Source organism: Aliiglaciecola aliphaticivorans (assembly GCF_054782055.1).
The window spans coordinates 100,503-126,673 of the sequence record NZ_BAAGTF010000003.1 but is presented as its reverse complement, the minus strand read 5'-3'; the positions used below and the strand labels follow the sequence as shown (position 1 = coordinate 126,673).

General features: G+C 42.5%; 17 protein-coding genes. 10 read left to right on the top strand and 7 right to left on the bottom strand.

What is annotated here, in order from left to right:
• Positions 1-201: 201 nt before the first annotated feature.
• Positions 202-2,994, top strand: a complete 2,793-nt coding sequence (locus ACYVIL_RS01545; protein ID WP_460311326.1) for a TonB-dependent receptor — start codon at positions 202-204, stop codon at positions 2,992-2,994.
• A 93-nt stretch (positions 2,995-3,087) separates the two neighbouring features.
• Here the strand turns inward: ACYVIL_RS01545 and ACYVIL_RS01540 are convergent, their stop codons facing one another.
• Both ACYVIL_RS01540 and ACYVIL_RS01535 read right to left on the bottom strand, forming a co-directional pair.
• Positions 3,088-3,768: a Fe2+-dependent dioxygenase gene (locus ACYVIL_RS01540; RefSeq protein WP_460311325.1), complete on the bottom strand. Its 681-nt coding sequence runs from the start codon at positions 3,766-3,768 to the stop codon at positions 3,088-3,090.
• A 91-nt stretch (positions 3,769-3,859) separates the two neighbouring features.
• Positions 3,860-6,082 carry a TonB-dependent receptor gene (locus ACYVIL_RS01535; protein WP_460311324.1) on the bottom strand — a complete coding sequence of 741 codons (2,223 nt, stop codon included), beginning with the start codon at positions 6,080-6,082 and terminating at the stop codon, positions 3,860-3,862.
• A gap of 242 nt (positions 6,083-6,324) precedes the next feature.
• On the opposite strand from ACYVIL_RS01535, the gene ACYVIL_RS01530 reads away from it, so the two are divergent.
• From ACYVIL_RS01530 to ACYVIL_RS01495, 8 genes are all read left to right on the top strand, one after another.
• Positions 6,325-7,101 carry a DUF3450 family protein gene (locus tag ACYVIL_RS01530; RefSeq protein ID WP_460311323.1) on the top strand — a complete coding sequence of 259 codons (777 nt, stop codon included), beginning with the start codon at positions 6,325-6,327 and terminating at the stop codon, positions 7,099-7,101.
• 2 nt (positions 7,102-7,103) lie between these two features.
• The gene (locus ACYVIL_RS01525; protein ID WP_460311322.1) at positions 7,104-8,438 is read left to right on the top strand and encodes a MotA/TolQ/ExbB proton channel family protein; all 1,335 of its coding nucleotides are present in this window, start codon (positions 7,104-7,106) and stop codon (positions 8,436-8,438) included.
• The gene (locus ACYVIL_RS01520) at positions 8,435-8,872 is read left to right on the top strand and encodes a MotA/TolQ/ExbB proton channel family protein (protein ID WP_460311321.1); all 438 of its coding nucleotides are present in this window, start codon (positions 8,435-8,437) and stop codon (positions 8,870-8,872) included. The genes ACYVIL_RS01525 and ACYVIL_RS01520 overlap by 4 nt, the downstream gene beginning before the upstream one ends.
• Positions 8,873-8,875: 3 nt before the next feature.
• Positions 8,876-9,283 (top strand): ExbD/TolR family protein, encoded by a 408-nt coding sequence (locus ACYVIL_RS01515; RefSeq protein ID WP_460311320.1) that lies wholly within the window; start codon positions 8,876-8,878, stop codon positions 9,281-9,283.
• Positions 9,280-9,924 carry an energy transducer TonB gene (locus tag ACYVIL_RS01510; RefSeq protein ID WP_460311319.1) on the top strand — a complete coding sequence of 215 codons (645 nt, stop codon included), beginning with the start codon at positions 9,280-9,282 and terminating at the stop codon, positions 9,922-9,924. Before ACYVIL_RS01515 ends, ACYVIL_RS01510 begins: the two co-directional genes overlap by 4 nt.
• A gap of 7 nt (positions 9,925-9,931) precedes the next feature.
• The gene (locus ACYVIL_RS01505; RefSeq protein WP_460311318.1) at positions 9,932-11,350 is read left to right on the top strand and encodes a tetratricopeptide repeat protein; all 1,419 of its coding nucleotides are present in this window, start codon (positions 9,932-9,934) and stop codon (positions 11,348-11,350) included.
• 310 nt (positions 11,351-11,660) lie between these two features.
• Positions 11,661-12,242, top strand: a complete 582-nt coding sequence (locus ACYVIL_RS01500; protein ID WP_303474577.1) for a DUF2780 domain-containing protein — start codon at positions 11,661-11,663, stop codon at positions 12,240-12,242.
• Positions 12,243-12,356: 114 nt separating this feature from the next.
• Entirely contained in the window at positions 12,357-15,479 is a 3,123-nt protein-coding gene (locus ACYVIL_RS01495) for a DUF748 domain-containing protein (RefSeq protein ID WP_460311317.1), read from the top strand.
• Between the two features lie 102 nt (positions 15,480-15,581).
• On the opposite strand, the gene ACYVIL_RS01490 is transcribed toward ACYVIL_RS01495, so the two are convergent.
• The 4 genes from ACYVIL_RS01490 to uxuA form a co-directional block, all read right to left on the bottom strand.
• On the bottom strand, positions 15,582-16,826 hold the full coding sequence (locus ACYVIL_RS01490; protein WP_460311316.1) for a beta-propeller fold lactonase family protein: 1,245 nt from the start codon (positions 16,824-16,826) through the stop codon (positions 15,582-15,584).
• Positions 16,827-17,343: 517 nt separating this feature from the next.
• Complete coding sequence (locus ACYVIL_RS01485) at positions 17,344-18,615, bottom strand: Nramp family divalent metal transporter (protein WP_460311315.1); 1,272 nt, start codon at positions 18,613-18,615, stop codon at positions 17,344-17,346.
• 71 nt (positions 18,616-18,686) lie between these two features.
• Complete coding sequence (locus ACYVIL_RS01480) at positions 18,687-19,760, bottom strand: class I mannose-6-phosphate isomerase (RefSeq protein WP_460311314.1); 1,074 nt, start codon at positions 19,758-19,760, stop codon at positions 18,687-18,689.
• Entirely contained in the window at positions 19,757-20,971 is a 1,215-nt protein-coding gene (uxuA, locus tag ACYVIL_RS01475; RefSeq protein ID WP_460311313.1) for a mannonate dehydratase, read from the bottom strand. Before uxuA ends, ACYVIL_RS01480 begins: the two co-directional genes overlap by 4 nt.
• Before the next feature lie 662 nt (positions 20,972-21,633).
• Between uxuA and ACYVIL_RS01470 the strand changes: the two genes are divergently transcribed.
• Positions 21,634-24,636 (top strand): TonB-dependent receptor, encoded by a 3,003-nt coding sequence (locus ACYVIL_RS01470; protein ID WP_460311450.1) that lies wholly within the window; start codon positions 21,634-21,636, stop codon positions 24,634-24,636.
• A gap of 474 nt (positions 24,637-25,110) precedes the next feature.
• Here ACYVIL_RS01470 and ACYVIL_RS01465 read toward each other — a convergent pair whose 3' ends face one another.
• Positions 25,111-26,085: a leucine-rich repeat domain-containing protein gene (locus ACYVIL_RS01465; protein WP_460311312.1), complete on the bottom strand. Its 975-nt coding sequence runs from the start codon at positions 26,083-26,085 to the stop codon at positions 25,111-25,113.
• Positions 26,086-26,171: the final 86 nt, after the last annotated feature.

Below are 26,171 nucleotides of genomic sequence, written 5' to 3'. Positions count from 1 at the left end.
ACAAAGCGCTATTTATTCCCTCAAGATTATCGCAGGGGTATTACAGTTTTATTGCAAACCTTTGTCGCTTTTCTGTCATAAAAAACACATCAAAAATTCATAAGTTAAACCTACACTCAGCCGCCTAAAAATCACTAGCATTGGTACTTTTGTTTTCAACAGTACAGGTTTCAATTGCTAATAAAAACCAAAGAGGAAAGTATGATTAGTCGTAAAAACACCCAGAACAGAAGGTGTCGTAATCTTATCAGTATGGCAATTTTAACCAGTTTGGCTGCGCCTATTTCAGTTATTGCTGGAGAAGTGACTGGCACCATTTCTGGTGCGGCACTTAACCGACCATTGAGCGGTGCGGTTGTAACGATAGAGGGAACGGATGTATCAGCACAAACCAATGAGTCAGGGCGATATGTTTTTTACGGGTTGGATGCAGGTAAATATAGCATTTCTATTCATCAGCCGGGGTATGGCAGTGAAACGATAACGGCTGATGTGCCAGTTGAAGGTCAAGTTATCGCTGACGCCAGCTTATCTTTGCAATCTGATCAGCAAATCGAACATGTTGTTGTAACTGGTACCCGTGCATCTCGTTTACTTTCGGTAGAGCGAAAGCGTGCAATGTCAGTTGTCGCTGATGTAGTATCCTCAGGTGGGATTGGTAAGTTACCTGATTATAATACTGCTGAAGCCGTGCAACGATTACCTGGTATTTCAGTAGAGATTGACCAAGGTGAACCGCGCTATGTAATGATTCGTGGGGTAGATTCAAACCTTAACTTGGTTACTATTGACGGTAACGTAGTCGGTATCCCAGAAGCTGAAGGTCGTCGCGTTGCATTAGATACTATTCCTTCCGACTTAGTTGGTTCAATTGAAGTAGTGAAAACAGTTACCGCAGACTACGATGCAAATGCGATTGGTGGTGCAATTAACATCGTAACTCCTAGTGCGTATGATCAGTATGACCCTTTTACGTTTCTTTCCGTGCGCGGGATGTATGGTAGTGAAGCGGATAAAGTTGGGCCTGCAGTTAGTGCGATGCATGGTCAAGTTTTTGGTGATGATGAACAGTTTGGTATCGTTGTTGGTACAAGCTATTCAAAACGCTTTATCGATTCGGAACTGGTTAATCCATTGAGTTGGGAAGAGTTGGATAATGGCAAGTGGGCTCCAACCGGAATGCGTATGTATGACTATTCAATTATGCGCGAGCGAATCGGTGCGATTGTCAATTTAGAATGGCGACCCAATGTCGAAAGTCGAATTTATTTAAATACGATTTACAATGAGTTCACTGATGAAGAAGGCCGGGACCAGTTTGACTACGACATGTATCGTGGAGAGGTGAGCTTTCCTTCAGCCAATGAAGTGACCTACGACAGTGGTCGAGCTACCCGCGAGTTTCGTCAAAATAATCAAACTCAGAAGCTCTATAATATTTCGCCAGGAATAGACTGGCAGTTTGATAATATTGAAGTGAAACTAAATTATACGTATGCCCATGCTGAAGAGCACACCCCTGAGCGCAACGATATTGAGTTTCGTACTGGAAGCAATAATACATCCACAATCTTAGTTGATAGTTCAATGCCAGTATTTACTGATATTGATAGCGCTTTATATGACCCGGAAAGTTTCCCACTGCGTCGTATTCGCTTGCGTAAAGAGGCTATTGATGAGGACTTACATGCATTTAAGACAGATGTGAAATTTAACTTTACCGATGGCACTGATAGCTTCTTTAAAGTCGGTATGAAGTTAACGGATCGATCAAAAGAACGTGAAAATGCACAAGAATTGTGGGAACCAACCACAGATTCAACCTTTGCCGATACTGGCGGTGCATTGGGTGACGTAGCGAATTTTTATGATGGCCAATATGACTTTGGCCCGAGTATGGACTACCGTGGCGTCATGGATTATTACTACGTTGAGAATATCGACCTATTAGAATTAGATGAGGAAACAACCGCATTTAACGATAAGGCTTCTGACTATGATATTAGTGAAAAAATATACGCAGGTTACGGTATGGCAAGCCTTGAGTATGGTGATTTTACCGTTATAGGCGGTGTTCGAATTGAGCGCACAGCTGGCGAGTACAGCGCGTTTGCAATTAGAGATACTGATGGTAACGGTGATATTGACGTATCTGATATTCAAGCTTTGAATTTCGATAAAGACTATACTGATGTGTTACCTAGTCTTGCGCTGAATTATCGGCCAAAACCAGAAGTTGTGGTGCGTGCAGCATGGACGAACACCATTGGTCGTCCCAACTACAGCGATGTGGTCCCGACGTTTGAAGAAGAAGATGGAAATGGTGAGTCTGGGAATCCAGAATTAGAACCCTATTCATCTATGGGTCTAGACTTTTCAGCTGAGTTTTATCCTGATGCGGACACCGTCATGGCGGTTGCCTCATTCTACAAGCGTATTAAAAACCCAATTTATACACAGACAGTCTACGATACTGAATTTGCTGGCGTTGATTTGCTGAGTTTATCTCAACCACAAAATGCAAATGACGGTGATTTATTGGGGATTGAGTTAAATGCGATGACTCGTTTTACTTCTTTACCTTCTATATTTGATGGTTTCGGAATTTCAGCTAACTTGACCTATGTTGACTCTAGTGTCGATGTACCCGGCAGAGAAGACGATAACCTTACCTTTTTCCGTCAATCTAAATGGTTAGCTAGCGGTGCGCTTTTTTATGAAAAAGGGCCTTTTGATGCACGAATTGCGTTTAGCTATCGAGATGACTATCTAAACAGTGTGGGTTCCAGTGCTGATTTTGATAGTTATACTAAAGGACGAACTGTGGTTGATGCGAAGGTGGCCTATCGAATTCAAGAGGGGATTGAGATCTTTGTATCGGCATCTAACGTTAGCGAAGAGCCATTAGTGGGATATCAAGGTGACTCAAGCCGATTTACATCCCGTGAAGTTTACGGCGTCAATGCTGATTTCGGTGTGAGTGCTAGATTCTAGATCTATTCGATTCTAAAGTAAGAAATGGTTAATATGTGTAGATCAGCGATTACAAAGTCGCTGATCTTTTTTACATAAATAAATCGCTTTTTACTATGTTTGGGCCCACTGCCTAAGCAAGTTGTGATAAACCCCTGTGAGCTGGACTATTTCCGGGCTGTCATCGAGTTTATTGCGTAAAGCTTGGATTGCCATGTCCATATCGAACAAAATGCTGCGTTTTTCATCGCTGGAGACCATGCTTTGTAGCCAGAAAAATGAGGCTAAACGTCGTCCTTTGGTTACCGGAGTAACGCGATGTAAGCTGGTGGAAGGGTAGAGCACCATATCACCTGCCGCGAGTTTAATTCGCTGGGAGCCAAAAGTGTCTTCCATAACCAGTTCTCCGCCTTCATATTCATCCGGCTCTGATAAAAATAAGGTCATGGAAAGGTCGGTTCTTACTTTTACCGGCGTGCCGGGCACTTGGCGAATTGCGTTGTCGACATGAGTACCAAAGGATTGACCTCCTTGGTAACAGTTAAACAATGGCGGGAAAATTTTATTCGGTAATGCCGCTGACATAAACAAGTTATTTTGTGCTAGTGCCGCTAAAATAACATCACCTAATTCGCGAGCAACCTGAGAATCACCCGGTAATTGTAGGTTATTTTTGGTTTTCGCACTTTGGTAACCCGCAGTGATATTGCCATCTGACCACTGGGCTTCTAGAAGCGCTTTTCTTGCGGTTTCAACCTGTTGTTTGCTTAAAACAGCGGGTATTTTTAATAACATCTAGGCTTTCCTAAAATTGCAAAACCGACTCTTACAAGTCGGTTCTAGTTTAACTCTATTTGGTTATTTTAATTCGCTATAAAGTAGACGATTAAAATTGATAGTTTGCAGTCACACTTAAATATCGTCCTTCTCCAGGAATGTAATGACCGCCGGCTAATTGATCAACATAGTCTTCATCTGTCAGGTTACTACCATTCAACTGGAGGCTTAATTTTTCAGTAGCTTGGTACGATACCATCATATCCCAGATCAAGTAACTGTCAGCAGCTTCACGACTTTCAGGTGTACTGCTGTTGTATCGCTTACCCATATATTGCGCCCCTAGACCAAAAGCTAAGGCGTCTGAATAATCGTAGCGACCCCAGAGGCTATATGAGTTTCGAGGAGTGCGGGGTAATTCATAGCCGATTTGTGATTCATCATCACCTTCAGCATTAACCACTTCACTATCTTGATATGTATAGGCTACGATAATTGATAATTCGTCGGTTAGGTTGCCTGCCAGCCCCAGTTCAATACCGTCAACTCGTTGTTTACCATTTAGAGTATCATAGCCACTTTCATCTCCCTCGAAGAAAGGGTCATCGGTAAGTGCATTGGTTTTTTCGCTTCTAAAAATAGCGGCATTACCAAATAATTTACCGTCATACATCTCCCACTTATAGCCTAGTTCATAGCTGAGGGTTTCTTCTGGATCTAGGTCATTCTGATTGCTGTTACTTCTAGTGGATGCGGTTAAATCTTCAGCGGATGGACTAAATGAGTTGCCTGCGCTTAAATATATACTACTGCTTGCATCCGGTTTATAAACGACGCCAGCGTTCCAACTTAATTCGTCATTTTTCGCATTCAATTTAACACTTGGGTCATCACCATCTAGGTCATAGAAATACTCAGTTTCAAAGCTATCCCAACGAAGACCAAGGGTTAGTTGCCACTGTGGATCTAAGGTGATGGTATCAAATACATAAATAGCCTTGGTGTCGCCAGTGGCTTCGTTACTTTTATCGGTACGGGCATATTGTCCGGTAAACTCTACTGCGGCATCTGGGTTGTATAAATCGACCAATTCAGGGGTATCATTGAGGTTATCAGGCACAATGGCTTCAAAATTCCAACGCTCAAATTTTTCCTGGCTTATTTCTATGCCAGTCGCAATATCATGTTTAATATCGCCTAGTTGGTAACTGCCGATTAGGTCACCTTGAAAAACGGTCATCGAATCTTTGGTGTCGCGGGTTTTTTCATCACTCAGGCGCACATCCGTGCTGGTGGTTAAACTGATAAACCTAGGAGCGGTCACAACAGATTGACGTTCGATAGAGCCGGTTCTGACTAAAGCCCGTAAAGTCGTGGAACTATCTACATCATACTCGTATTTAGCGGTTAATGACTGACCCTTAATGTCCTCGAAGTCACGATAAATATTACCGTAGAAATTATCGAAATCGGCGTTTGAAGGGCCACCTTCGTAGTCAGCTAATTCGGCAACGGGATCGGATGTGGCACTGTTAGATACCCAAGGCATGCCATAGTCGGGAAGGTTATCTTGTTTTTGATAGTCGCCATTCACGCTGAAACGAGAATTTGTGCCTAAACCGGTAGCAAGTGACATAGCAATGGCATTATTGCTGTTGTTAACATAGTTTCGACCTGCTACATCTCCATCGTCTAATAATGCGTTGATACGCAAAGCTGAAGTGTCACCAAGGGTCAAGTTAGCGTCAACTTGTGCTCGGTAATCATTTTCGGTGCCTAATCTGAGACTAACATCAGCAAATTCATCAAGAGTGGCGGTTTTCGTTTGCAGGTTTATTGCCCCACCTGCAGCGCCACGGCCATAAATAGCGGCACCTGGGCCTTTCGCTACTTCAACAGCTTCAATATTATAAATATCCCGTGAATAGCCGGCGATATCACGAACGCCATCAATTAAAATATTATTTGCCGCGTTGAAACCACGAATAGACATGCTATCCCCAGTGGGTGTGCCACCTTCACCAGCGGCCATGGAAATGCCCGGTACATTGCGCAAGGCAGAACGCAAGCTATCAACGTTGCGATCTTTCATGACAGACTGAGGAATAACAGTAATTGACTTAGCTGTATCCAACAGCGGCTGCGTGTACTTTACAGAAGTAGAGCTCTCTACTTTATAATTTTCTTCAGATTGTGCCGTTGCCTGTGAAATCGCTAGTTCCTGCACCTCTTGAGCGTGGGCAACTCCCATTGGTAATAAAGCGCTCAAAGCCAAAGTAATCGCATTGCGGGCGAATTTATCTTTTACCGCTGCGTGTTGTACTGCAGTCATTTATGTTCTCCATTGTTAATTATGTGTGGTTTGTTTTTTGTGTTGAGTAGATAACTCAAGGTGGAGTAAGCTTATTTTATGATAAATCTAAATGCAAGTAATTATCATTCGCATGGTTATTTACACTTGTGTTCGTTTCTGTCAGAATGAGGATATCGGTGATAAATCAATCTTTTATTTTGATGTCGACACGATGAGGCACGGGCTTCGGTAGGAAATAAAAGTGAAGAGCGACGGTAATCATGAGATTTAAATTAAATAAGCTGGTAGATCATAGAATACTGGTGGTAGTTGGCTGTTTATTGTCTAGTCATTTGTATGGGCAAGAAATTAGTAAAGTTGAAACTATGGTGAATCAATGGTTAGGAATTGAACGCCAAATAAATGCTCTGGAATCGGAGTGGCAACAACAGCAACCTTTGTTAACCCAGAGAATGCGATTGCTTGAGCTGGAAAAAGAGCAGCTTTTAACCATGCTATCGGAGAAAAAAGGGGATTCTTCTCAAGTTGAAAAGCAGCGCTTGGCATTAGCTGAAGAGCAGACAAGGTTAGAACAAGAGCAAGGGATATTGGAACAACAAATTGGTTTGTTAACCAATCAACTAAATGGCTTAGATGAAACTTTACCGCCACCGGTGAAGCAAGCTTGGCAACAGGATATTGGTGAGTTGGATAGTGCTGCAGAATCTTCCATTCAATTGCAGGGGAACCTGGCACGACTATCGAAATTAGCTGAATTTGACCAGCGAATTTCTGTTGTTCAAATGCCCATAGCTAATAATGAAAACGACCAGATACTTGTTAAGCAACTTTACCTTGGGGCTTCAAGCGCATGGTTTGTTAGCTTAGATGGCAGTTTTAGTGGAACGGGGCGAGTAACACAAAGCGGTTGGCAGTGGCAATTCGATGACAATATAGACAGCAATGCTATCAGTCAGGCAATTGCCATATTCGAGAAACAGAGTGAAGCTGATTTTGTCAGTTTACCGTTTTCTATTTCCAGCCTAAAAGAGCAGTAACCATGTCATTTACTCATTATTATCGTTCCTTAATTATCACACTAAGTGTATTGATCTTATTAGGACTACAAAACATCGCTCTAGCAAATGAGGCTGTCGATAAGGGGTTAGTAACTAAGTTAAGTGACGCCCAGAATCGATTGAGCTCCAGTCAGAAAAAAATTGCTTCCCAGAAGCGTAATTTACTCGAAAAGTTAAATAAACTTGAAGAAGAAGTGCAAAATCTACAGCAGAAAACCGCTGCGGCTAGACGGCTGAGTGATGAAAAAACATTGAGTTTGAATCAGCTTGAATCACGTATTAAAGATTGGCGAGAACAACAACGATATCAACAAAACCTATTAAATCGTTTTTTACACCAGCAACAACTGCATAATCAACCTGCTGGATTAGCTACTGCAGAGAAAATGCAGTTGATACAAAACTTCAGTCAAGAATTGCAAGCTAAACTGTCACCCAAATGGCAACCTCAATCCATTGTGATGAGTAATGGAAAAGTTGAGCAGTTACCCACTTTATCACTAGGTCCTCTAAATTGGTTTTGGCATGAGGAGTTGCAACAAGCAGGGTTAGCGTCGCGAGAAAATGGCCAATTGCATGCAACCTTATTACTCGATGGTAGCGCCAGTTCTGGCCTAAAGGATATTCAAACTGAAGGGCGCGGAGAGCTGTTTTTTGATCCAACCATGAATCGTGCGGTTGCCCGTGAGCAACATCAACAGACTGCCTGGCAACATGTTGTAAAAGGTGGCGTGTGGGTTATCCCTATTCTTACCTTTGCCGTTTTGGCCTTAGTTATCGCAATCTATAAATCGGTTCAATTAGCGCGCTTACCTAAGTTGCAGCGTTTTACCCCGGCCTACCTACAAAGCCAATTATCCACACCAAGTGACAAAGTAGTTGCCACTATTAAAGGTCAACAAAAGGTGCTGTTTGAAATCGCGTTACAAGCTAAAAATGACAGAGTGCGGGATGACCAATTGTTTGTGCAATTACAGCAAGATAAATACTGGTTAGAACGTTGGTTGTTAGTGATTGGTATTACCGCATCTGTTGCGCCTTTATTAGGACTCTTGGGTACGGTGAGTGGCATGATTGAAACATTTAAAATGATGACCTTATTTGGCAGTGGTGATCCTGAAGTGGTGTCTGGGGGCATTGCTCAAGCCTTGATCACTACCGAACTTGGACTGGTAGTTGCCATTCCGGCTTTGATTTTAAATGCTATTTTATCAAAGCGGACTAAATCTTATTATCATGAGCTTGAAAACTTTGCGGTATTACTCAGTCAGCCGGCAGATGAGCCGCTGAGCGAACTGAAACAGGAGGCGGCATGATCTCACAGATAAGTCACAGCTGGGTGTGCTGGGCGATACTGTTGCTGGCGATATATTGTTATCAAGAATTGTGGCAACAGTATTTATTTAGTAGAAGCAACGGCCGCAGCTCAAACAAAGCTGTTGCTGATACTCGCATGGATAAAAATGACAATGGCAGCACACAAAATAACCTGAGCAGTGAATTTACAGCCGTGTTAATTGGTGCATTACCCTTAATGGGATTGTTAGGAACCATTATGGGATTACTAGAGTGTTTCGCTGGTATCGCTTCAGATGGGGCAAGCAGTGCGCTATTGAGCGATGGTATTGGCAAAGCATTGTTAACCACTCAGTTAGGGTTAGTCTGTGCAATTCCCGCTTGGATCTTACAAGGTAACATTCGTAATCGAATAGCAAGACAGCAAGCTTATGTTTCTGTTAGGAGTGAATAAGCAATGGCTTCCCGATTACAGCAACGCATAGAACAACAAAATGACCACAGCATTGATATGTCACCCTTGCTAGATGTGGTTTTTATTTTACTGATATTTTTTATTGTCACTACGGTTTTTGTGCGAGAAACCGGTGTGGAAGTGGATAAACCCCAAGCCATTTCAGCCTCACAATTAGATAAAACCGTAATATTGTTGGCAATCACTGACGCAGGTGAAGTGTTTTATGACGGCAGCCAAATTGGGGTTGTTGGTGTGCGCAGTACGTTAGAGCAGTTGCAGCAATATGATCCAAAACCTGTGGTTATCCAAGCAGATAAAAATGTGCCAACTCAACTGTTGCTTGAAGTTATTGACGAAGCTAAGTTGGCGGGCTCGATAACAGTGAACATCGCGGCGTTAAAATCATGACTGTCCTGTATAATTACCTGCGTGGGCGCGCTTTATCATTGTTAATCAGCATTGCAATGCTTAGCATGGCTTTGTTCATTATGTGGATGAGTGACTGGTTGAAAACCCAAACCGACGAAACCTTGGTTGTTAGAACCGTCTCAACAGTTAATTTACCGCCACCACCTCCACCGCCGCCTCCTCAGCAAACCCATGAAGTCAGTCAAACCGATGTGCAATTAAACGTGCAGGGGGAGGGCGCAACTTTGCCGGTTATTGAATTTGACGTACAGTCTATCGATTTACTCAAACCCCAAGAAATCAATATTGATCCCCTCAACACCCAATGGCAGTCATTAGAGGTTGATTGGGATGCAGTGGGTATAGAGTCATTGGATGCTGTACCCACTTTACTCACCCCACTGGTTGTCGACTTTCCTAAAAGTCTGCAACGTCGGGGAGTCACCAAAACCTTGGTAAAATTAGATGTAATGATTGATGAAGAGGGCAAGGTTACCTTAATCAATGTGGCCAGCAATTCCTATCCTGAACTTAATCAAGAAATACGTAAATTGGTCAGAAAAAGCCGATTTAGCCCGCCACAAAAAGACAACGAACCTGCCCGAGCTCGTTTCATTTGGCCAATAGAAATAAGTGTTTAACTAATATATGAAGATTAAATTATTCCCTAACTTATGTATTCCAGCTACGCGGTTTAAAACTGCGGTAGATTCTGTATTTGCTGGCTTACTGTTGCTGTTATCGAGCACACAGGTTTTTGCTAATGTGGAGGTTGCATTAGCTGAACCTAATTGGCAATTTTTATTAGAAAGTGCACCGGTGAGTCCCATCAGCGCACAATTACCCCCTCAGGAAAAACGTTTTGCTCGCGAGATTCAACCCTTGTTATCTAAACAAGAATTTGAAGCTGTAGCAACAGCTTTTGAGCAACGGCCATTGGCAAACGACAGTGCGGCTTTGCAACAACTGCGGGGGCAAGTGATGTTGAGCTTAAAACGTTATGATGAAGCTGAAAACGCGTTAAAATCTGCCTTGCAACAGATGCCTAACTTGGCGTTAGCTCACCGCAGCATGAGTATGCTTTACATGCTAAATAAAAATTATAGCAAGGCCAGAGAACACTTAAGCCGCAGTATTGAATTAGGGGTGGCCGACGCGCAACTGTATGGCCAATTAGCTTATCTCAATTTAAATAGTCAACGGCCAGCGGCAGCGATTGCAGGTTATCAACAAGCTCTGTATTTACAACCTGATAATCTGCAATGGCAACAAGGTTTGCTTTACGCTTGGCTCAACAGTCACAATTTTGACTCAGCACAGCGTCTAGTAGAAGACATGATAGAACAAGGTCAACACGAAAACCCTCACGAACTTTGGTTGTTGCGAAGTCAAATTGCCTTGCAACGTGAACACCCCGAACAAGCCCTAAGCAGTTTAGAAGTGGCGTTACAATTGTCTCCCCAAGATTTAAGCAATAGCTTATTAGCAGCCAAGTTACATGTTCAACACGGCAGTATTCCGCGCGCTATTGAGTTGTTGAAACTAAGTTTAGGAAACGATGAGGTGGTAGAATCTGCAGAATATTGGGCAACATTAAAACAAGTGCTTCCTTGGCTATTGAACCAACAACGTTATGCATCTGTTGATTCTTTACTTAGCGCGGCGGCTCGTGTTGAAGTACCTGTGGATTTTCAAGGGCTACTTAATTTGTATCGCGGTCAAATCGCGGTTGCGCGAAACGCAAATAAGCGAGCACTCAAGTATTTTTCTCAAGCCATCAAACATGATCCCCTGTTGCCCGAAGCATTGCTTGGGATTGCTAAGCTCTATCAAAGTCAAAATAAGTATCAGCAGGCAGAAAACTACTTTGTGCGAGCCAGCTCCTTACCGCAAGTTCAGCAGCAAGCATTAGTGGCTCATGCGCAAATGCAAATTGAACAGCGTCAATTTCAACAAGCTGTAGGGCTGTTACAGCAGGTGATAAAATTGAATCCTAATCGAAGGGATATCAAGCATAATATCTCTGAGTTGCAAAAGATCATTCGACAGCAGCAATATGGCGCTTAGGTAAGTTGGGGGAACAACCTAAACTCACGGCTTAACTCTTCAGCTTTGGCAGTCATGATGGTGTGATTGTCTTAGCTAATTAGCCTTTAAGCTGCAATTGGCAATGTCAGTAGGCAGTCAGTACCGCCCTTTTGTAAAGACAATCTTTACACTTCAAATCAGGTATTTTCGAACGATAACTGGTAAAATTCTGCGCGAAAAATCCACCAACCACTACATTTGAACTCACGTTTTGCCATTTAGGTTCTTAAGGCCCGTAGGTTATTAATTTTTGCCTTGTCTAGCGTGACTCTGATTTGAAGGAATATAAATGAAAATTTTATCCGCTCTACTTATCTCTACATTTGTCTTTTCTGGAAATGTACTTGCCGCCGACGACACGCTCAATAAATTGCAGGGATTACTTGGCAGTTCATCATCTAGCTCACAGGTGACGGATGCACAAGGAACAGATACTAACGAAGACACGCAATCTTTTGATATCGCCAGTTTAGTAACCATGGTTTCAGAAAATTTAGACGTATCTGAAGCACAATCGGAAGGTGGCTTGGCTTCGATCTTTGATTACGCTAAAGATAATCTTTCTGATACAAATTACACTGAACTTGCGCAAACTATCCCAGGTTTAGATTCTCTGTTAGACAATGTACCAGCGCTTACTTCGGACGCATCTACTGATAGCGCTTCTGTATCCGGCTTACTTAGCAAAGCCTCAGAATACAGCTCGTCTTTAAGTACTATTAATGAATTAAAACAACAATTTGACGCTCTGGGTTTAGATACTGAGATGATCACTAGCTTTATTAGCCAAATTAATAGCTTCTTTAGTGAAGATAAAGATACGCTTTCCCTGTTGCAATCGGGTTTAGGTAACTTAGCAACAGCCCTTTAATTTGTGAATACGGGTAACACGTTAGTTTTAATTGTTACCCTGTTTCTTACGATCTGGCGGCCTATTTAGTTCTGGCCCTTTGTTACCCTTTGCCAACGATACAAAACCCATATTATGACTCCTAGAAATATATCTTTAGCCTTTCGTAAACAACCCGGGTGGTTGCGATACACCACTTACTTGCTTAGCGCATATTTCATTTATGCCTTAATTTTGGGTTTGTTGACGCCATTGATACTACAATCCCAGCTTCCGAAAATATTAAGTGACAAGCTGCAACGGGATGTCACTATCGAAAAAATCAGCATAAACCCATTTTTATTGCGTATTCGTGTTGCCAATTTCGTTATTGAGGAGAATAAAAGGGACGAACGCTTTGTTAACGTTTCGCAATTAGAAGTGGATGCGAGCTTCTGGCAAACCTTGATAAATTTCACGCCAACGTTAGAAAGTCTGTCAATTAAACAACCATACTTGCACTTAGCAAGGCTTGCAGAAAAAGAACATACCGAGTTTAACTTTTCCGATATTCTCGATACTTTACAAGCAGAAGATGGTCAGCAAGAAGCTGCCACAGAAGAGGCCGGTATTGCCCATTTTCGAGTGAATTATTTCACTCTGGAGGGCGGACAGATACTGCTATCGGATGAGGTTTCCAGTACCAATATCGCATTACCTAATTTAGCCTTTGAACTAACGGAATTCGATACCCAAGGGGCGATTTCTAAGGTCATTCAGCAACAAGACCCGGTAACCGACGACAATCATTATGATGTGCACATCGAAACCGCAGAAGGCGGATCCATTGATTTTACCGGGCAAATGCAATTAGCGCCGTTTGAAATTAAGGGCAATATTGCCCTTTCAGATATCGCTCTAGCCCCCTTATGGCCGTTATCAAATGACCTCATCGAAGCTAAATTAACTGATGGTTTGCTTGGGTTTTATGCTGATTATCATCTGTCAGAAGAGCAAAGTGGAATGCGCTTTCGGGCCGATAATACCCAATTATCGTTATCCAATTTGGCCATATCCGCTAGTAATGAACCACGCATAAAAGTAGCCGCAATCGATATAAAGCAGCTCAGTTTGGACACGGATTCAGAACAAATTAACTTGGCTGAAGTTACGATTGATCAGCCATGGATTGACGCCAACTTTGATAAACAAGGTTTAGATTTACAAGGGTTATTTACGCCCACCAAAGCGGCAACGTCAACCCAAGTACCGTCTCCAACTGGGCCCCAGGTGAATTCACCAAAAAGCCAAGCTGATGAGTCTAAATGGCGCGTGATTTTACAATCTTTTGCTTTAAACAAGGGGACTATTGAGCTTAAAGAATCAATGGTTTCCGATGGCATGTATTGGCAAGTTCTTGATTTAAATCTCGCCACCGGTGTTATAGATACAGCCTTTGAAACCCCCATTGAATACAAGTTAGCACTAGCTCTAGGTGGTGACGTTAGTGCCCAGCCCATATTGGCATCTGGCCACTTTAGCAGTGACGGAGAGGTCAGCGTAGCCACTGAGCAGGTTACTGGTTCTTTTAAGATTGAAGAGTTTGCGTTAACCCAACTTCAATCTTATTTGCTTCCTTATGTAAATGCCACTATCGACGATGGTTTAGCTAGTGTCTCAGGTACATTCGACGGCGGTACAAGCAATGCAATTAGCATTGCGGGGGAAGCCAATATCGCTAACCTGAGTGTGATTGATGGACTGCACCAACAACCCCTAGTCAATTGGCAAGATATGAATATTCAAGGTATTCAATATCAGTCTGCGGGAAATCAACTGTCAGTAAAAACTGTCAGGTTCGATAAACCCTTTAGCAAATTTATTATTTATCAAGATAAACAAACGAATATCGGAAATATTCTTGTTCAGAATTCGTCATCTAACCCAGATTCAACACTAGACTTAGAAGATGGTTCACCTTCGTCACCGAGTGCTTCTTTGGCGTCAGCGCAACAACAAAGTGTTGAAAATGCACAAGCTGCAACCTCGCCCATGGTTATTATTATTGATGATATTAGTATCAATGATGGTCGTGCTTATTTCGAAGATAACTCTTTAAAAGCGCCTTTCGCCTCAGGTATTGAACAGCTAAACGGAAATATTGCATCACTTTCTTCTTCACCACAGAGCGCAGCGAAAGTTGACTTAGTGGGGAAAATAGACGGTTACGCACCTGTGCTCCTCAAAGGGGAAGTTAACCCGCTCATCGAACAAATGTTTTTGGATTTGAATTTTACCGTTGATGGCGCTGAACTAACATCAGTTAACCCTTATTCGGGTACCTATATGGGACATTTTATTGATAAAGGACTACTGTCAATCAATGTGAATTATCTACTTGAAAATAACCAGTTGGTGGGGGATAACCAAATCGTGATCGACCAACTCACTTTAGGGCGTAAAACTCAATCCGAGCAAGCGGTGAGTCTGCCCTTATCCTTGGCCATTGCATTATTGCAAGACTCTAATGGTGTTATTGATTTGGGAATGGAAGTCTCTGGAGACTTGAACAATCCGAGCTTTGGTTTTGGTTCAATCATATTCAAAGCCCTGGGAAATATCATCACCAAAGCGGTAACCGCACCATTTTCTTTATTAGCCAATTTAGTGGGGAGTGAAGATGAACTCAACAAAGTCGCCTTTGCTGATGGGGTGGCCGAACTGGACGAAACCGCTTCACAAACGCTTAGTACTTTAGCTGCGGCTTTGGCAAAACGTCCCGGACTCAGAGTCGACATCGAAGGTACAGTGGATGAAGTCACGGATGCCTATGAATTGGCAGAACAGAAACTACTAGAACAATTGCTCCAGCTGTCAGGCGAAACCTCATTGCCGGATGACTTTGGTCCAAGCACTGTGCCTCTGTCAGGGCCACTCACTGACGCCTTAACTCGTTTATTTACTTCAACTACCAATAAACTGGTTGAGCAAGAACGCGAAGTTGTAAAAGGAATACTTCAAGAGGGTGATAGCGAAAAAGTGATCCCAGAACAGCAATTAGAGCAAGCACTTCTGATTGCGATGTATAACCAAGTCAGAAGCTCTATTGATATTTCAAGACGTGAGTTGGCAAACTTAGCCGCAGAAAGAGCCAAAGCTGTTAAATTATTTTTGACCACCCAAGGAAATATCGACCCCAATCGATTGTTTCTTCTTAACAGCCGTCAACATTTAGCCAGTGATGAAAGTGGCGTTTCTCTGACGCTAGAAGCTAATTAACTTTAAAAATCTAAGAGCGAACAGTATATCAGGCTTGCAACTTAGCCGATTTTGCAAGCCTGATAATATTGAAAGCGCCACGCTTCCAAGCCCAACACTTATCTATTTCCCATCAAAGCCCGTTAGGACGAACTTCTGAACCCGTCTGCCAGAGCTCACTTCTGAGGTATATAAATTCCCGTCGCCGTCTACCACAACGCTGTGAAGCCAAGTAAATTGTCCGGGGTAGCGACCAGGGCGACCAAAACTACCAAGTACTTCATAGGTATCGTGCCATAAAATCCAAATACGACCGTTCATCATATCGGCAACGTACATGTATTTATTATCAGGAGAGAAGTCGATATCTGATGCGGTTCCTAAGCCGCCTGTATCACCGGCAACAATTACATCTTGTACGAACTGCACTTTGCCGTCTTGGTTGGCTTTGAATACCTGAATACGATTGTTTCGGCGGTCACAGACATATATACGTCCGTCTTTGGATTGAGTTACGCAATGCACGATGTCACCAAAACTCTGGGCCTCAGTACTGGTATTTTCGCTGTTACTAGTAGCCTGGGAAACGTCAAATGCACCTTGTCTTGTGCCACCGCCTGGCTCACCGCCGTAGGCTCCCCATAGTTGGTCAAAACGGTTGTCTTTGGTATCAAACGCAGTAATGCGTTTATTAATGTATCCGTCGGCGATAAAAACCTGATTGTTTTGAATGTTGTGGAAAATATCCGCCGGATTACCCAACGCATCTTGGCTCAAATTACCATCGGTTTTACCCCGCTGGCCATACTGACGAATGAACTTTCCTTTAGTTGTAAAATTCAATACTACATGGTCGTCATTACCGTTTCCTCCTAGCCAAACCGTATTATCGTCATCGACATAGAGGCCATGCACAGTCGCCGGCCACTGGTTAGTACCTGCTAGGCTGGGCGCTAACTCTGGACCGCCCCATGCTTCGAGCAGCTCTCCAGCTTGGGAAAATTGCATGACGTGCGGTGCAGCTTCACAACATAAGCCAGTGTTGTTGGTTAATCCAAGATCTAAGCCGCTGAGGGAGTTGGGGCGGTGCAAAACCCACACATTATTTTGTTTATCTACGGCTAAACCAGGAACTTGCCCCATTAACCAAGTCGCAGGCATAGTCGGCCAGCTTGCATCCACACTAAATTGTGGAACTTTATGAGTTGGATTCGTTGCCGGATAACGCTCTACAGAGACCAAGCTATTATGAGTAACCTTTTCATTCTTTGTTGGTAGGGCCTCGGACACACCACAAAAAAGTGAAAACAAGCTGAACCCAAGTGTCTTTAAAGCCAAGTTGGTTGTCGGTAAATATGATTGAATCATTTTAGCTGCCTTTATTGTAACGGTTAGTTTGAATGACGCTTAACTACAGCACTATGCTTAGAGACGCAGATAACATTAGTCTATAAGCTTTCGTCTTCATCCTAGATAAAAACCTATGCGGTTAACATTAGTTTACGTTGAAATGCAGATATTAGAGGACTTAAATTAATCAGGGAGTGGAGGATGATGCGGCTAGACAATTACCCAGTGTGCTTATTTTACCTATCTATTTAAAAAAGCGCCCTAAGCGGGCGCAATGGGAAGCTATTAAATGTGTAGCCAAGCAACCCATTGAGGAAGATGCGCGGCAATTTTTACCAGCTTGGGGCCACTTACTTTTCCTTAGCTGGGGATATCGAATCGTTGACCTGACAGAAAATTGCACTGTGAATTTCTTTCTATTGGAGAGGAAACTGTTGACGCTAGGGTGTAAAAGAGAAAGGTAACAAACAGAATTTATCCGCAGGTCAGTGAAGGGCTCCGACTATTCACTGACCTGCCCAAGAGTATGATTTATCTAGGCAACCACTAATTGCCAAACACCTTTAATCCCCACTGCTGAAGTGAAAATAGAGAACAACAATATTGCGCCTAAAACAATGTTAGCGAACGCGCTGTTTGCGTGTTCTTTCATCAAATCTTTGCGATTACCTAAATAGAAGATACAGGCTACGGTAACAGGCAGGATTACGGCGTTAAACGCCTGCGAGATTATCATCACAAATACTGGGCGTGCTTCAAAAATCGGTACCACTAACCCTAACAAAGAAATAGCAAACACCATAATACGGTACTTAGGCAGAGTCATATCCCGTTTAGCGCCGGTATAATCGCACAATAGCCAAGGTAACATTAATATGTTTGGAAACTGTGAAGATACCCCTGCGGCAATTAATCCAAAGGCAAATATCGAAGTGGCCAAAGCTCCCGCGAGTGGCTCTAAAATGCTGATCATTTGTGATGCTTTTGATAAACCAATACCTTCTACATACAAGGTTCCGGCTGCTGCAGCCATTATGGAGGCACTAATAATGAACATCAGAAACACTGAGAAAATAGCATCATTTCGTTGCTTGCTATAATCTGCCAAGGTCCAGCCCGCTTCTTTTACCAAAGTAGTACGGATAATAAATAATCCGGAAAATACTGTGGTGCCAATCATAGACGCAATGACTAAAAATGGTCCCTTATCAGTAGTTGATGTTACTTCTGGAATACTGGGTACTAAGCCTTTCAAAATCTCCATTGGAGGTGGCATCATGATAAAAAAGTTAATTAGAAAACAAGCTGACATAATGGCAACAATTACCGCCAAGCTGCGTTCAAAAAACTGGGTTTTACCATTCCAAAAAATGAAATATACCAAGCTGAGAAAAAAACCAGCAAAGTAAATAGGGGAGATACCACCATCAACAGCAGATTTTGACCACTCGTAACAAATATCAGCCACTATTCCCATCACACCCATGACACTGCCGCATACACCAAAGGTCAGTGCGACTAAGAAAAAGATGCCTACGCCAGGATGAATGTGTTTTCTAAAGGCTTGCAGGGCGGTTTCGCCTGTAATCAGGGTATAGCGACCATACAAGTTGATCATGAAAAAGGTACATAAACAAGACGCGATTATGGTCCACAATAAAGACATACCATAGTCTGCGCCGGCCTTGGCCATGGCGGTTACACTGCCAGTACCAATATTGAAACCGAGTAAGAAAATACCAGGTAGAAACAAAGCTAAGCCTTGAGCGAATTTTTGTTTCAGGGATTTTTGCGAGGAATTTTGCATTTTAACTACCTAAGTTATTGTAACGGCTTCACTCGTTAATGAGTCACAGGCGAAACCGTTTTTTATTGGTACTATCCGCCGGGATAGCATTCCAAAACCGTCATTCCCGATTCGGATTCGTATTGGAAATCATCCACCTTTGCGGGACAGAAAAAGCGGTCCCACTGATTTAACTGGGTAACTTCATCTCCAACTCGCAAAAGACCACTGCCTTGGGTCACTACGCCGATGAAAAACGCATCTTGCTTTCGCTCAAAATTACCATTCACGATAGCGCGTCGGACGGTAAAACAAGGGGTTTTTTCAGGCCCAATGAGTTCTTCTAGTGTATTCCCAGCGTGGTCGTCAATTAACACTTCAGGTAGGCAACGAAATTCATCATCAATCTGTTCTGGTGGAACAGGAGAGAAGTTAAACGCATCTAACGCAGTTTCGATGCCCCGATCCATAAAGCGTGCTTTTTCCGGGATCACATAACCACATCTTTCGAATTCAAACCTGACGGCTAAATCAGATGGTTCCATGATCTCCAACATCAAAATGCCTTCACCCAAAGCGTGGGGACGGCCGCCTGGTAACAAAAATACGTCACCGGGTTTTACAGGTATGCGATCGAAACACTTTTCAATGGAAGCAATATCTTGTTCTTCTATCCATTTTTTGAGTTGCTCGCGACTGGGTGATCTTTGAAAGCCAGCGTAAATATAGGGATCAGTGACATCTTCACGGATCTCGAGAATCACATATGCTTCCGTTTTCCCGCGGGGAAAGCCTAATCGCTGTTGCGCAAATTCGCGGGTAGGGTGCGCTTGGAAATGCAATCTCGTTGCACTGTCCAAGTACTTTACTAATGGAATATCATCTAAAGAGCGGGGGGCGTCGCCTACGGAGCCTAGAAAATGTTGCTGGTCTTGGTTTAGCAAATCGCGAAAAGTTACCGACTCGCCATTTTCAAGATTAACGGTCGCTAAACCTTCTGAGATATCTTCGCGGCCGATGTTGCGGGCCTCTACGGTTGAACCAATCCAATCTTCTGGAAAACTTGAGTCTTGGGGGTTAACTTTGCCTTCGATTAAATCGAGTAACTTTCCACCTTGGTAAGTACGCCAAACTCGGTTCGCTGAGAACTTGATAATATCTTTCATGATGATGGTTCTTCTAATTGAGCTGAAAGGGCTCTGATGACCCCTCTAACTTCAGCAAGCCCTTTGAGACGACCTATGCCTGAGTATCCCGGATTAACGGTTTTATCGATGTCATCCATCATTTGGTGGCCATGATCGGGACGGATAAATATAGCTTGATCCTTAGCTTCTGTTTGGCGACGACGCTTTTCTTCTAATAACAATTCCTTGACCACATGAATCATATCAATATCACTGTCGAGGTGACTGGCTTCGTAAAACGTGCGTTGTTCTTCAGGGTCTCGACTCACACCGCGAAGGTGTGAAAAGTGAATGCGAGGTCCAAACTGTTTTGCCATCGCCGGTAGATCGTTGTCTGGACGACTACTATAGGTGCCAACGCATAGAGTAATACCATTAGCAGGACTAGGTAGCGCATTAAATAGAATATCGAGATCGTCTGCTGTACATATAATGCGCGGTAGTCCTAGCATATCACGAGGAGGATCATCGGGATGAATGGCCAGTTTCACGCCCAAAGCTTCGGCGCGAGGAAGCACTTGGGATAAAAATCCAAAGAGACTTTCACGTAAGGTGTCACTGGTGACATCTTTATAGTTGGCTAACATTTTACGAAAGTCATCTAACCCATAAGCGTCAGTCATTTTGCCTGGCAGACCGGCAATAATATTATTGGTCAGTTGCTCTTTTTCGGCTTCAGACATGCTCTCAAAAATGTGCTTGGCTTCAGCTATTTCAGCGGCACTGTACTCTGATTCCGCATTTTCACGTTGCAGTATAAACAGATCGAAAGCGGCAAATTTTTTCTGATCAAAACGCAGTGCATAAGCACCATTAGGAAGCTTAAATTTGAGATCGGTACGAGTCCAATCAATGACGGGCATAAAGTTGTAGCAAATCGTTTTTATCCCGCATTTGGCGAGATTTTCCATGGATTCAATCCAATTATCGATATACTTTTGATGGCCTGGGCGCTTTAATTTGATATCTTCATGAACGGGAATACTTTCCACTACGCTCCATTTTAACGCTGTCAGACCCTCTTCACAGTCTTCGATAAGTGCTTGATATTGGCGAATGGCGTCAATCGTCCAAACATCACCGGTAGGGATATTATGAAGTGCACTGACAACATCAGTTGCACCTGTTTGTCTAATGTCATTTATGGTTACCGGGTCGTTGGGACCAAACCATCTCCAAGATTCACGCATGTTAAGATTCTCTAATTAGGATAAAAATAAACTTCCCACCTTCACCGCAGCGCCATCATGATTATGGATATAAAAATATTCCCATGGCCATTTAACTCAGATTTACACCTTTGACAGTTTCTTAGCCTAACCGTCATGTGCATGCTTGACACAATTTAATGTGTGTCTATTTCCATTTTAGCAAGTTGCGTGATTGTGAAAATCGAAAATCAAAGTATCCAATAATAGTAAATTGGTCAACCAATATATTAGCTGGGTTACAGATTTTTAATCATTTTTCGATTCTTTTTAACACAATTAGTCAGGATGAAATTCATTTCATCAACAAAGGCTAATGATTAAAAAGCACACTTTTAAAATTATTCAAGTCGTTGTTATATATAGATTAAAAGTTGAATTATTAGTATATTTTAAACTTTGGTAACTAAGTTTTCACCTTTGGTTAGACCAATACTTTAAATATTTGTTAAATTATTTATTACCAAAAGGTTGACCTTTACGAAATTACTTGTAAGTATTACGTAAATTATTTGTAAGTCTTGGGCCTTTTTGATGTAAACGAATAAGTTTGTGTAAATTTTTATCTAAACTATATTCCAATAAGAAGACACTCAATTGTTACAAATAAGTTAAAACACACATAAAACTCACAGGAACAATATATTCAACACAGATTATCGAAAATTACTTTGGCGATGCTTTCAGCAACCGCGCTAAATATGTCCGCATCTGCTCTTGCACAAGATGCTCAAGCAAATGCAGATGACGACTACGAAGTTATTCAAGTAACGGGTATTCGCAGCTCACTAACTAGTGCCTTAGCAGAAAAGCGTGAATCTAATAACCTCGTTGAAGTCATTGAAGCGGTTGATATTGGTAAGTTACCTGACCAAAACTTGGCGGAAGTATTAGAAAACGTAACTGGTATTCAAATCACCAGAACCGCAGGTGTAGGTACAGGTGTTCAAATCCGTGGTACAAACTCTAACCGAACAGAAATTAACGGTGTGTCAACTGTGGGTTCTGGTGCGGGACGAAGTGGTATTAGCTTTGAAGACGTTTCAGCTGGCATTATTGCTGGTGTTGAGGTGACTAAGTCGCCTGAAGCTAAAACAATTGAAGGATCTGTGGGTGGTACTGTAAACCTTAAAACAATACGTCCACTGCAATTAAACGACACCCTAATTTCCGTGCGAGTGCAAGGTGAAAATAGTAGTCTGTCTACCGACAGTACTTTTACACCTCGACTATCTGGCACCTTCGGTGACAATTGGGATACTGATAACGGCGAGATTGGTGTTGTAGTCAGTCTTAACTACGCAGAACAAGATGTTACCGCTTTCCGTCCTCGTGCCGACAGAGATAACTCTGTGGCTGCAGATAGCGGTGCAGCAAGTGCGCAAGAATTTGACTTTCTTCCTATTCAATTCTTCGTACAAGATTATGATAACTATGAATATGAATCTACTAATATCGCGGCCACGTTTGAATGGGCGCCAAGAGAAGAGCTGAAGTTGTTCTTTGATGCGGTTATCAACGACCAAGAACGTCGACAAGAAAGCTCAAGAATTCAAGCATCAGGTATTAGTGGCCTTAAAAATCTTGCAACACCTAGCGAATTTGAAACTGTTGACTTTGGTTCTTTAGGTGGTCAAGACTTGGGCAGTATCCAAGCAGCGGTTCGCGGCGTTATTCCAATTGACGAAGATGGTTCTGATGGTAACCTACGTTTCTCCGGTGATACCAACTCTCGTTTAACCAAAAGTGAAATCTATCGAATTGGTGGCGAATGGACAGGTGATAACTTTAAAGTCAGTGCCGAGTTATCTTCTTCAAGCTCTGATACAACCACTCCCAGCTTCAATACTACTTTGAACTTTATCAACCCTAACTCTCCGTTAGATGCTGAAGCACTTCTTGCCAATCACTTTGAAAATGAAGCAAATGGTAACGAAGATTTATATGACTCTAACGAAAATGGTACACCCTTTATTTATGATTTGACCGGCAATGCACTTACCTTTGGTGTTGCAACTGGTGAAGCAAACGGTCCTACCTCAGAACAGTTACTTGACCCTGCTAATGTTGTGTTACGTGATGTGGCAATTGGTCAAAACGTTGCAGAAAATAGTGAAGATGCTTTCCGTACGGATTTCACTTATTACCTAGACGGTGTTGTCACCTCAGTTGATGTTGGTTTCCGTTACAGCAAAGTAAATAGTCTTCGTGATGAAATTACCACTAGTGTAGGTCTGCGCGAGTTCGCTGATAGCCCTACAGGTGATTTGTTTGCAGAATTGCTTGTACCTGGTCCAACTAACTTTAACGATGCGGATGGTAGAGAACTTTATGTTCGTGATTTCCTACTAATTGATGCTGAAAGAGTTGCTTCAGACCCAGACGGTGTTTTGGATATCTTGAATGACGCCATTGTTGCTAATAATGCGATTACCGGTTCAACTCGTGGTCCAATTAGTTCTCCAACATCAAGTTCAGCTGCTTTCTTCGACATTGAAGAGAAAACAACTGCATTGTATGCACAAGGTAACTTCTCCTATGAAATGTTCCGCGGTAACTTCGGTGTGCGTTATTTAAAAACAGACGTCACTTCAAGAGGTAACTCGGTAACAAACGATGTTGTCACAGCAGTAACAACAGAAAGTGATTATGACTTTGTATTACCACGTATTAACGTTGTAGCCGATGTGCACGATGATGTTGTAGTACGTGCTGGTTGGGGGAAAGATATACGCCGTCCAGATTTCGATGACCTTTCTACCTCTTATACCTTCTCTACTAGTCCAAACCCTGCGGTTCAGCTTGGTAACCCAGGCTTAGCACCAGAAGAAGTGACGTCATTTGACTTATCAGCAGAATGGTATTTTGCTGAAGCGAGTATGGTAAGTCTTGGTATTTTCCACAAAAAACGTTCAGACCTACACGTGACTCAACAAGATGACCCATATGAAGATCCAGTAACTGGTTTCCGTGATATTACCGATCCTTGTGAACAGGGTGGTATCTTTAACCCTATCGCTGATATCAACGTATTCGGTCCAGTTGGGACTGGGGTTTGTGTACCAACCTCACAGAAAATTAATGACAGTGGTGAAACGACGCAAAAAGGGATTGAATTTGCCGTTCAATACGACTTGGCTGGTTTCGAAGATGACCTAGGTTGGGCGTCTGGTTTCGGTGTGATTTTCAACTATACCATTCAAGAATTCTCAGGCGGTGAAGCTGAAGATTCAGCAACTAGTCGTGCAAATACAGTGTTTGCATTAACGACTGGTGTTGAGGATATCGACGTTTCAGCAGTACAAGGGTTACTTGATTTGTCTGAGAACTCTTATAACTTTACCTTGTACTATGAAAAGTACGGTTTGTCGGCTCGTATGCGTTACACATGGCGTGAAGGGTATCGTTCAACTGACTTCGGTAGTACTTCTAGTTTGCCTTGGGGATTCCCAGTGGTTCAAGAAGACAGAGGACAGCTTAACGCTAGCGTAAATTATGATATCAATGAGCAATTCAACGTTGGTATAGAAGCTGTGAACATTACTGAATCTGAAGTTGAACAAAGTTGTATCAACGAAGGTGCATTGCTTTGTTACCAAGGTTTAACAGACCGCAGAATTACTCTTGGTGCTAGCTACCGCTTCTAAGATAAGTAAATCCTAACTCGGATTGCCGTCAATGGCGGCAATAGGTTTCTAACGAAACCGGAGAGTTAGTTAAGTAATTGATAAAAGCAAACCTTCGGGTTTGCTTTTTTATTGTCTCCTCGTCTTAATTAGCACTCTGAATACCAGAGGCTTTGCTGTCAAAAACTTTGTCATTAGCTATCCTCACTGGGTCATGATTGACGTTACAGTGCAGAGTGTTTACTTGTTGTGTTGATACTGAATATCTCTGTGCTAGAGAACTATTTCAATGCTTAGTATTGTTTTTTGGAAGAGGGGGAAGGTTAAGCCATGGATAATACGCAAGGGCCTGATAAGATGAATTTAACAAGTCGTTATTGATTATCGAACTGTTAAGGTAACAGAGGAATGGGTGCCGTAGGGGAAGTATAGGGGCTAGAACGCTTGACTGTGTTTTCAACTGACCCGCCTCTATTGATGTATTTTGGATTTTAACTAAGGTGCAATGACAGTATAACTTTTAGCAAAGTTAGCAGGTAGAATGACATCACCGGCTTTTAGCATGCTGCCATCGCTAGCTTGCCATTTTACTGCATTACCATTGCCTAACCCCATGGGTAAAACAAAACTGGATAAATCACTGTTAATCTTAAACACATCTTCACCGATAAATTTCAGTCCAGCAGGCAAATCTACATGGCTAAGGCGGTTAGCAAGAAAGGCTTTATGGCCGATGGATTTCAACCCTGCAGGTAACGATAAATGGGTTAATCGATTGTCTCGAAATGCGCTATCTTCAATGGATATCAGCCCTGATGGTAAATCTACACTGATAAGAAAGTTAACGTTAAATGCACTCTCTTCAATGGTGGTTAAGCCAGCGGGCAAGCTCAACGTGGTGATACGGTTATTTTGAAATGCAAAATCGCCAATGGAGGTAACACTTGCGGGCAAGTCCACAACGATGAGGCTGTTGTCGCGAAATGCACTGCTTTTAACAGACTTTAGCTCAGTTGGCCATGTCACACTAATAATACTATTTGTAGCAAAAACGCTTTGTTCGATAGTTGTCAGCCCTTCAGGCAAATCCACACTGGCAATATTGTTAAATTCAAACGCACCGCTGCCAATGGAGGTGAGCCCATCGGGTAAGTCTACTTTACTGATGCGATTATTCTGAAACGCGAGTTTACCAATAGATGTCAGCCCATCAGGAAAGTCCACCCGAGTTAGGCCGTTACCTTGGAAGACATTATTGCCAATCCCTGTTACTTTTTGTCCATCAAGGATCTTGGGGATCATAATTTCCGCGCGATAATTGTCCCCTTTTACACCAGTTAAAGTAGCTGCTGTAATTATTCCATTGACCACTGTCACATCGTTATCTGTGAGGGTGTAGGTTGTTTGCGATTTAACTGTAAAAGTCGCACACAACATCATTGTCGTTAATATTATTAGACTCATTTTCATATTCTGTGATCTCCCGCTATGCTGTATTCGAAGTGGTTAAAGTTTATTGCGTTTAGGCACATATCAAAAAGACTGAGGACAAGTTG

Coding starts and splice junctions, on each gene's coding strand:
- uxuA (WP_460311313.1), bottom strand. CDS start 20,971: ATGCGTGAATCTTGGAGATGGTTTGGTCCCAACGACCCGGTAACCATA.
- ACYVIL_RS01480 (WP_460311314.1), bottom strand. CDS start 19,760: ATGAAAGATATTATCAAGTTCTCAGCGAACCGAGTTTGGCGTACTTAC.
- ACYVIL_RS01520 (WP_460311321.1), top strand. CDS start 8,435: ATGATCTCACAGATAAGTCACAGCTGGGTGTGCTGGGCGATACTGTTG.
- ACYVIL_RS01535 (WP_460311324.1), bottom strand. CDS start 6,082: ATGACTGCAGTACAACACGCAGCGGTAAAAGATAAATTCGCCCGCAAT.
- ACYVIL_RS01500 (WP_303474577.1), top strand. CDS start 11,661: ATGAAAATTTTATCCGCTCTACTTATCTCTACATTTGTCTTTTCTGGA.
- ACYVIL_RS01505 (WP_460311318.1), top strand. CDS start 9,932: ATGAAGATTAAATTATTCCCTAACTTATGTATTCCAGCTACGCGGTTT.
- ACYVIL_RS01540 (WP_460311325.1), bottom strand. CDS start 3,768: ATGTTATTAAAAATACCCGCTGTTTTAAGCAAACAACAGGTTGAAACC.
- ACYVIL_RS01490 (WP_460311316.1), bottom strand. CDS start 16,826: ATGATTCAATCATATTTACCGACAACCAACTTGGCTTTAAAGACACTT.
- ACYVIL_RS01485 (WP_460311315.1), bottom strand. CDS start 18,615: ATGCAAAATTCCTCGCAAAAATCCCTGAAACAAAAATTCGCTCAAGGC.
- ACYVIL_RS01465 (WP_460311312.1), bottom strand. CDS start 26,085: ATGAAAATGAGTCTAATAATATTAACGACAATGATGTTGTGTGCGACT.
- ACYVIL_RS01530 (WP_460311323.1), top strand. CDS start 6,325: ATGAGATTTAAATTAAATAAGCTGGTAGATCATAGAATACTGGTGGTA.
- ACYVIL_RS01515 (WP_460311320.1), top strand. CDS start 8,876: ATGGCTTCCCGATTACAGCAACGCATAGAACAACAAAATGACCACAGC.
- ACYVIL_RS01525 (WP_460311322.1), top strand. CDS start 7,104: ATGTCATTTACTCATTATTATCGTTCCTTAATTATCACACTAAGTGTA.
- ACYVIL_RS01545 (WP_460311326.1), top strand. CDS start 202: ATGATTAGTCGTAAAAACACCCAGAACAGAAGGTGTCGTAATCTTATC.
- ACYVIL_RS01495 (WP_460311317.1), top strand. CDS start 12,357: ATGACTCCTAGAAATATATCTTTAGCCTTTCGTAAACAACCCGGGTGG.
- ACYVIL_RS01510 (WP_460311319.1), top strand. CDS start 9,280: ATGACTGTCCTGTATAATTACCTGCGTGGGCGCGCTTTATCATTGTTA.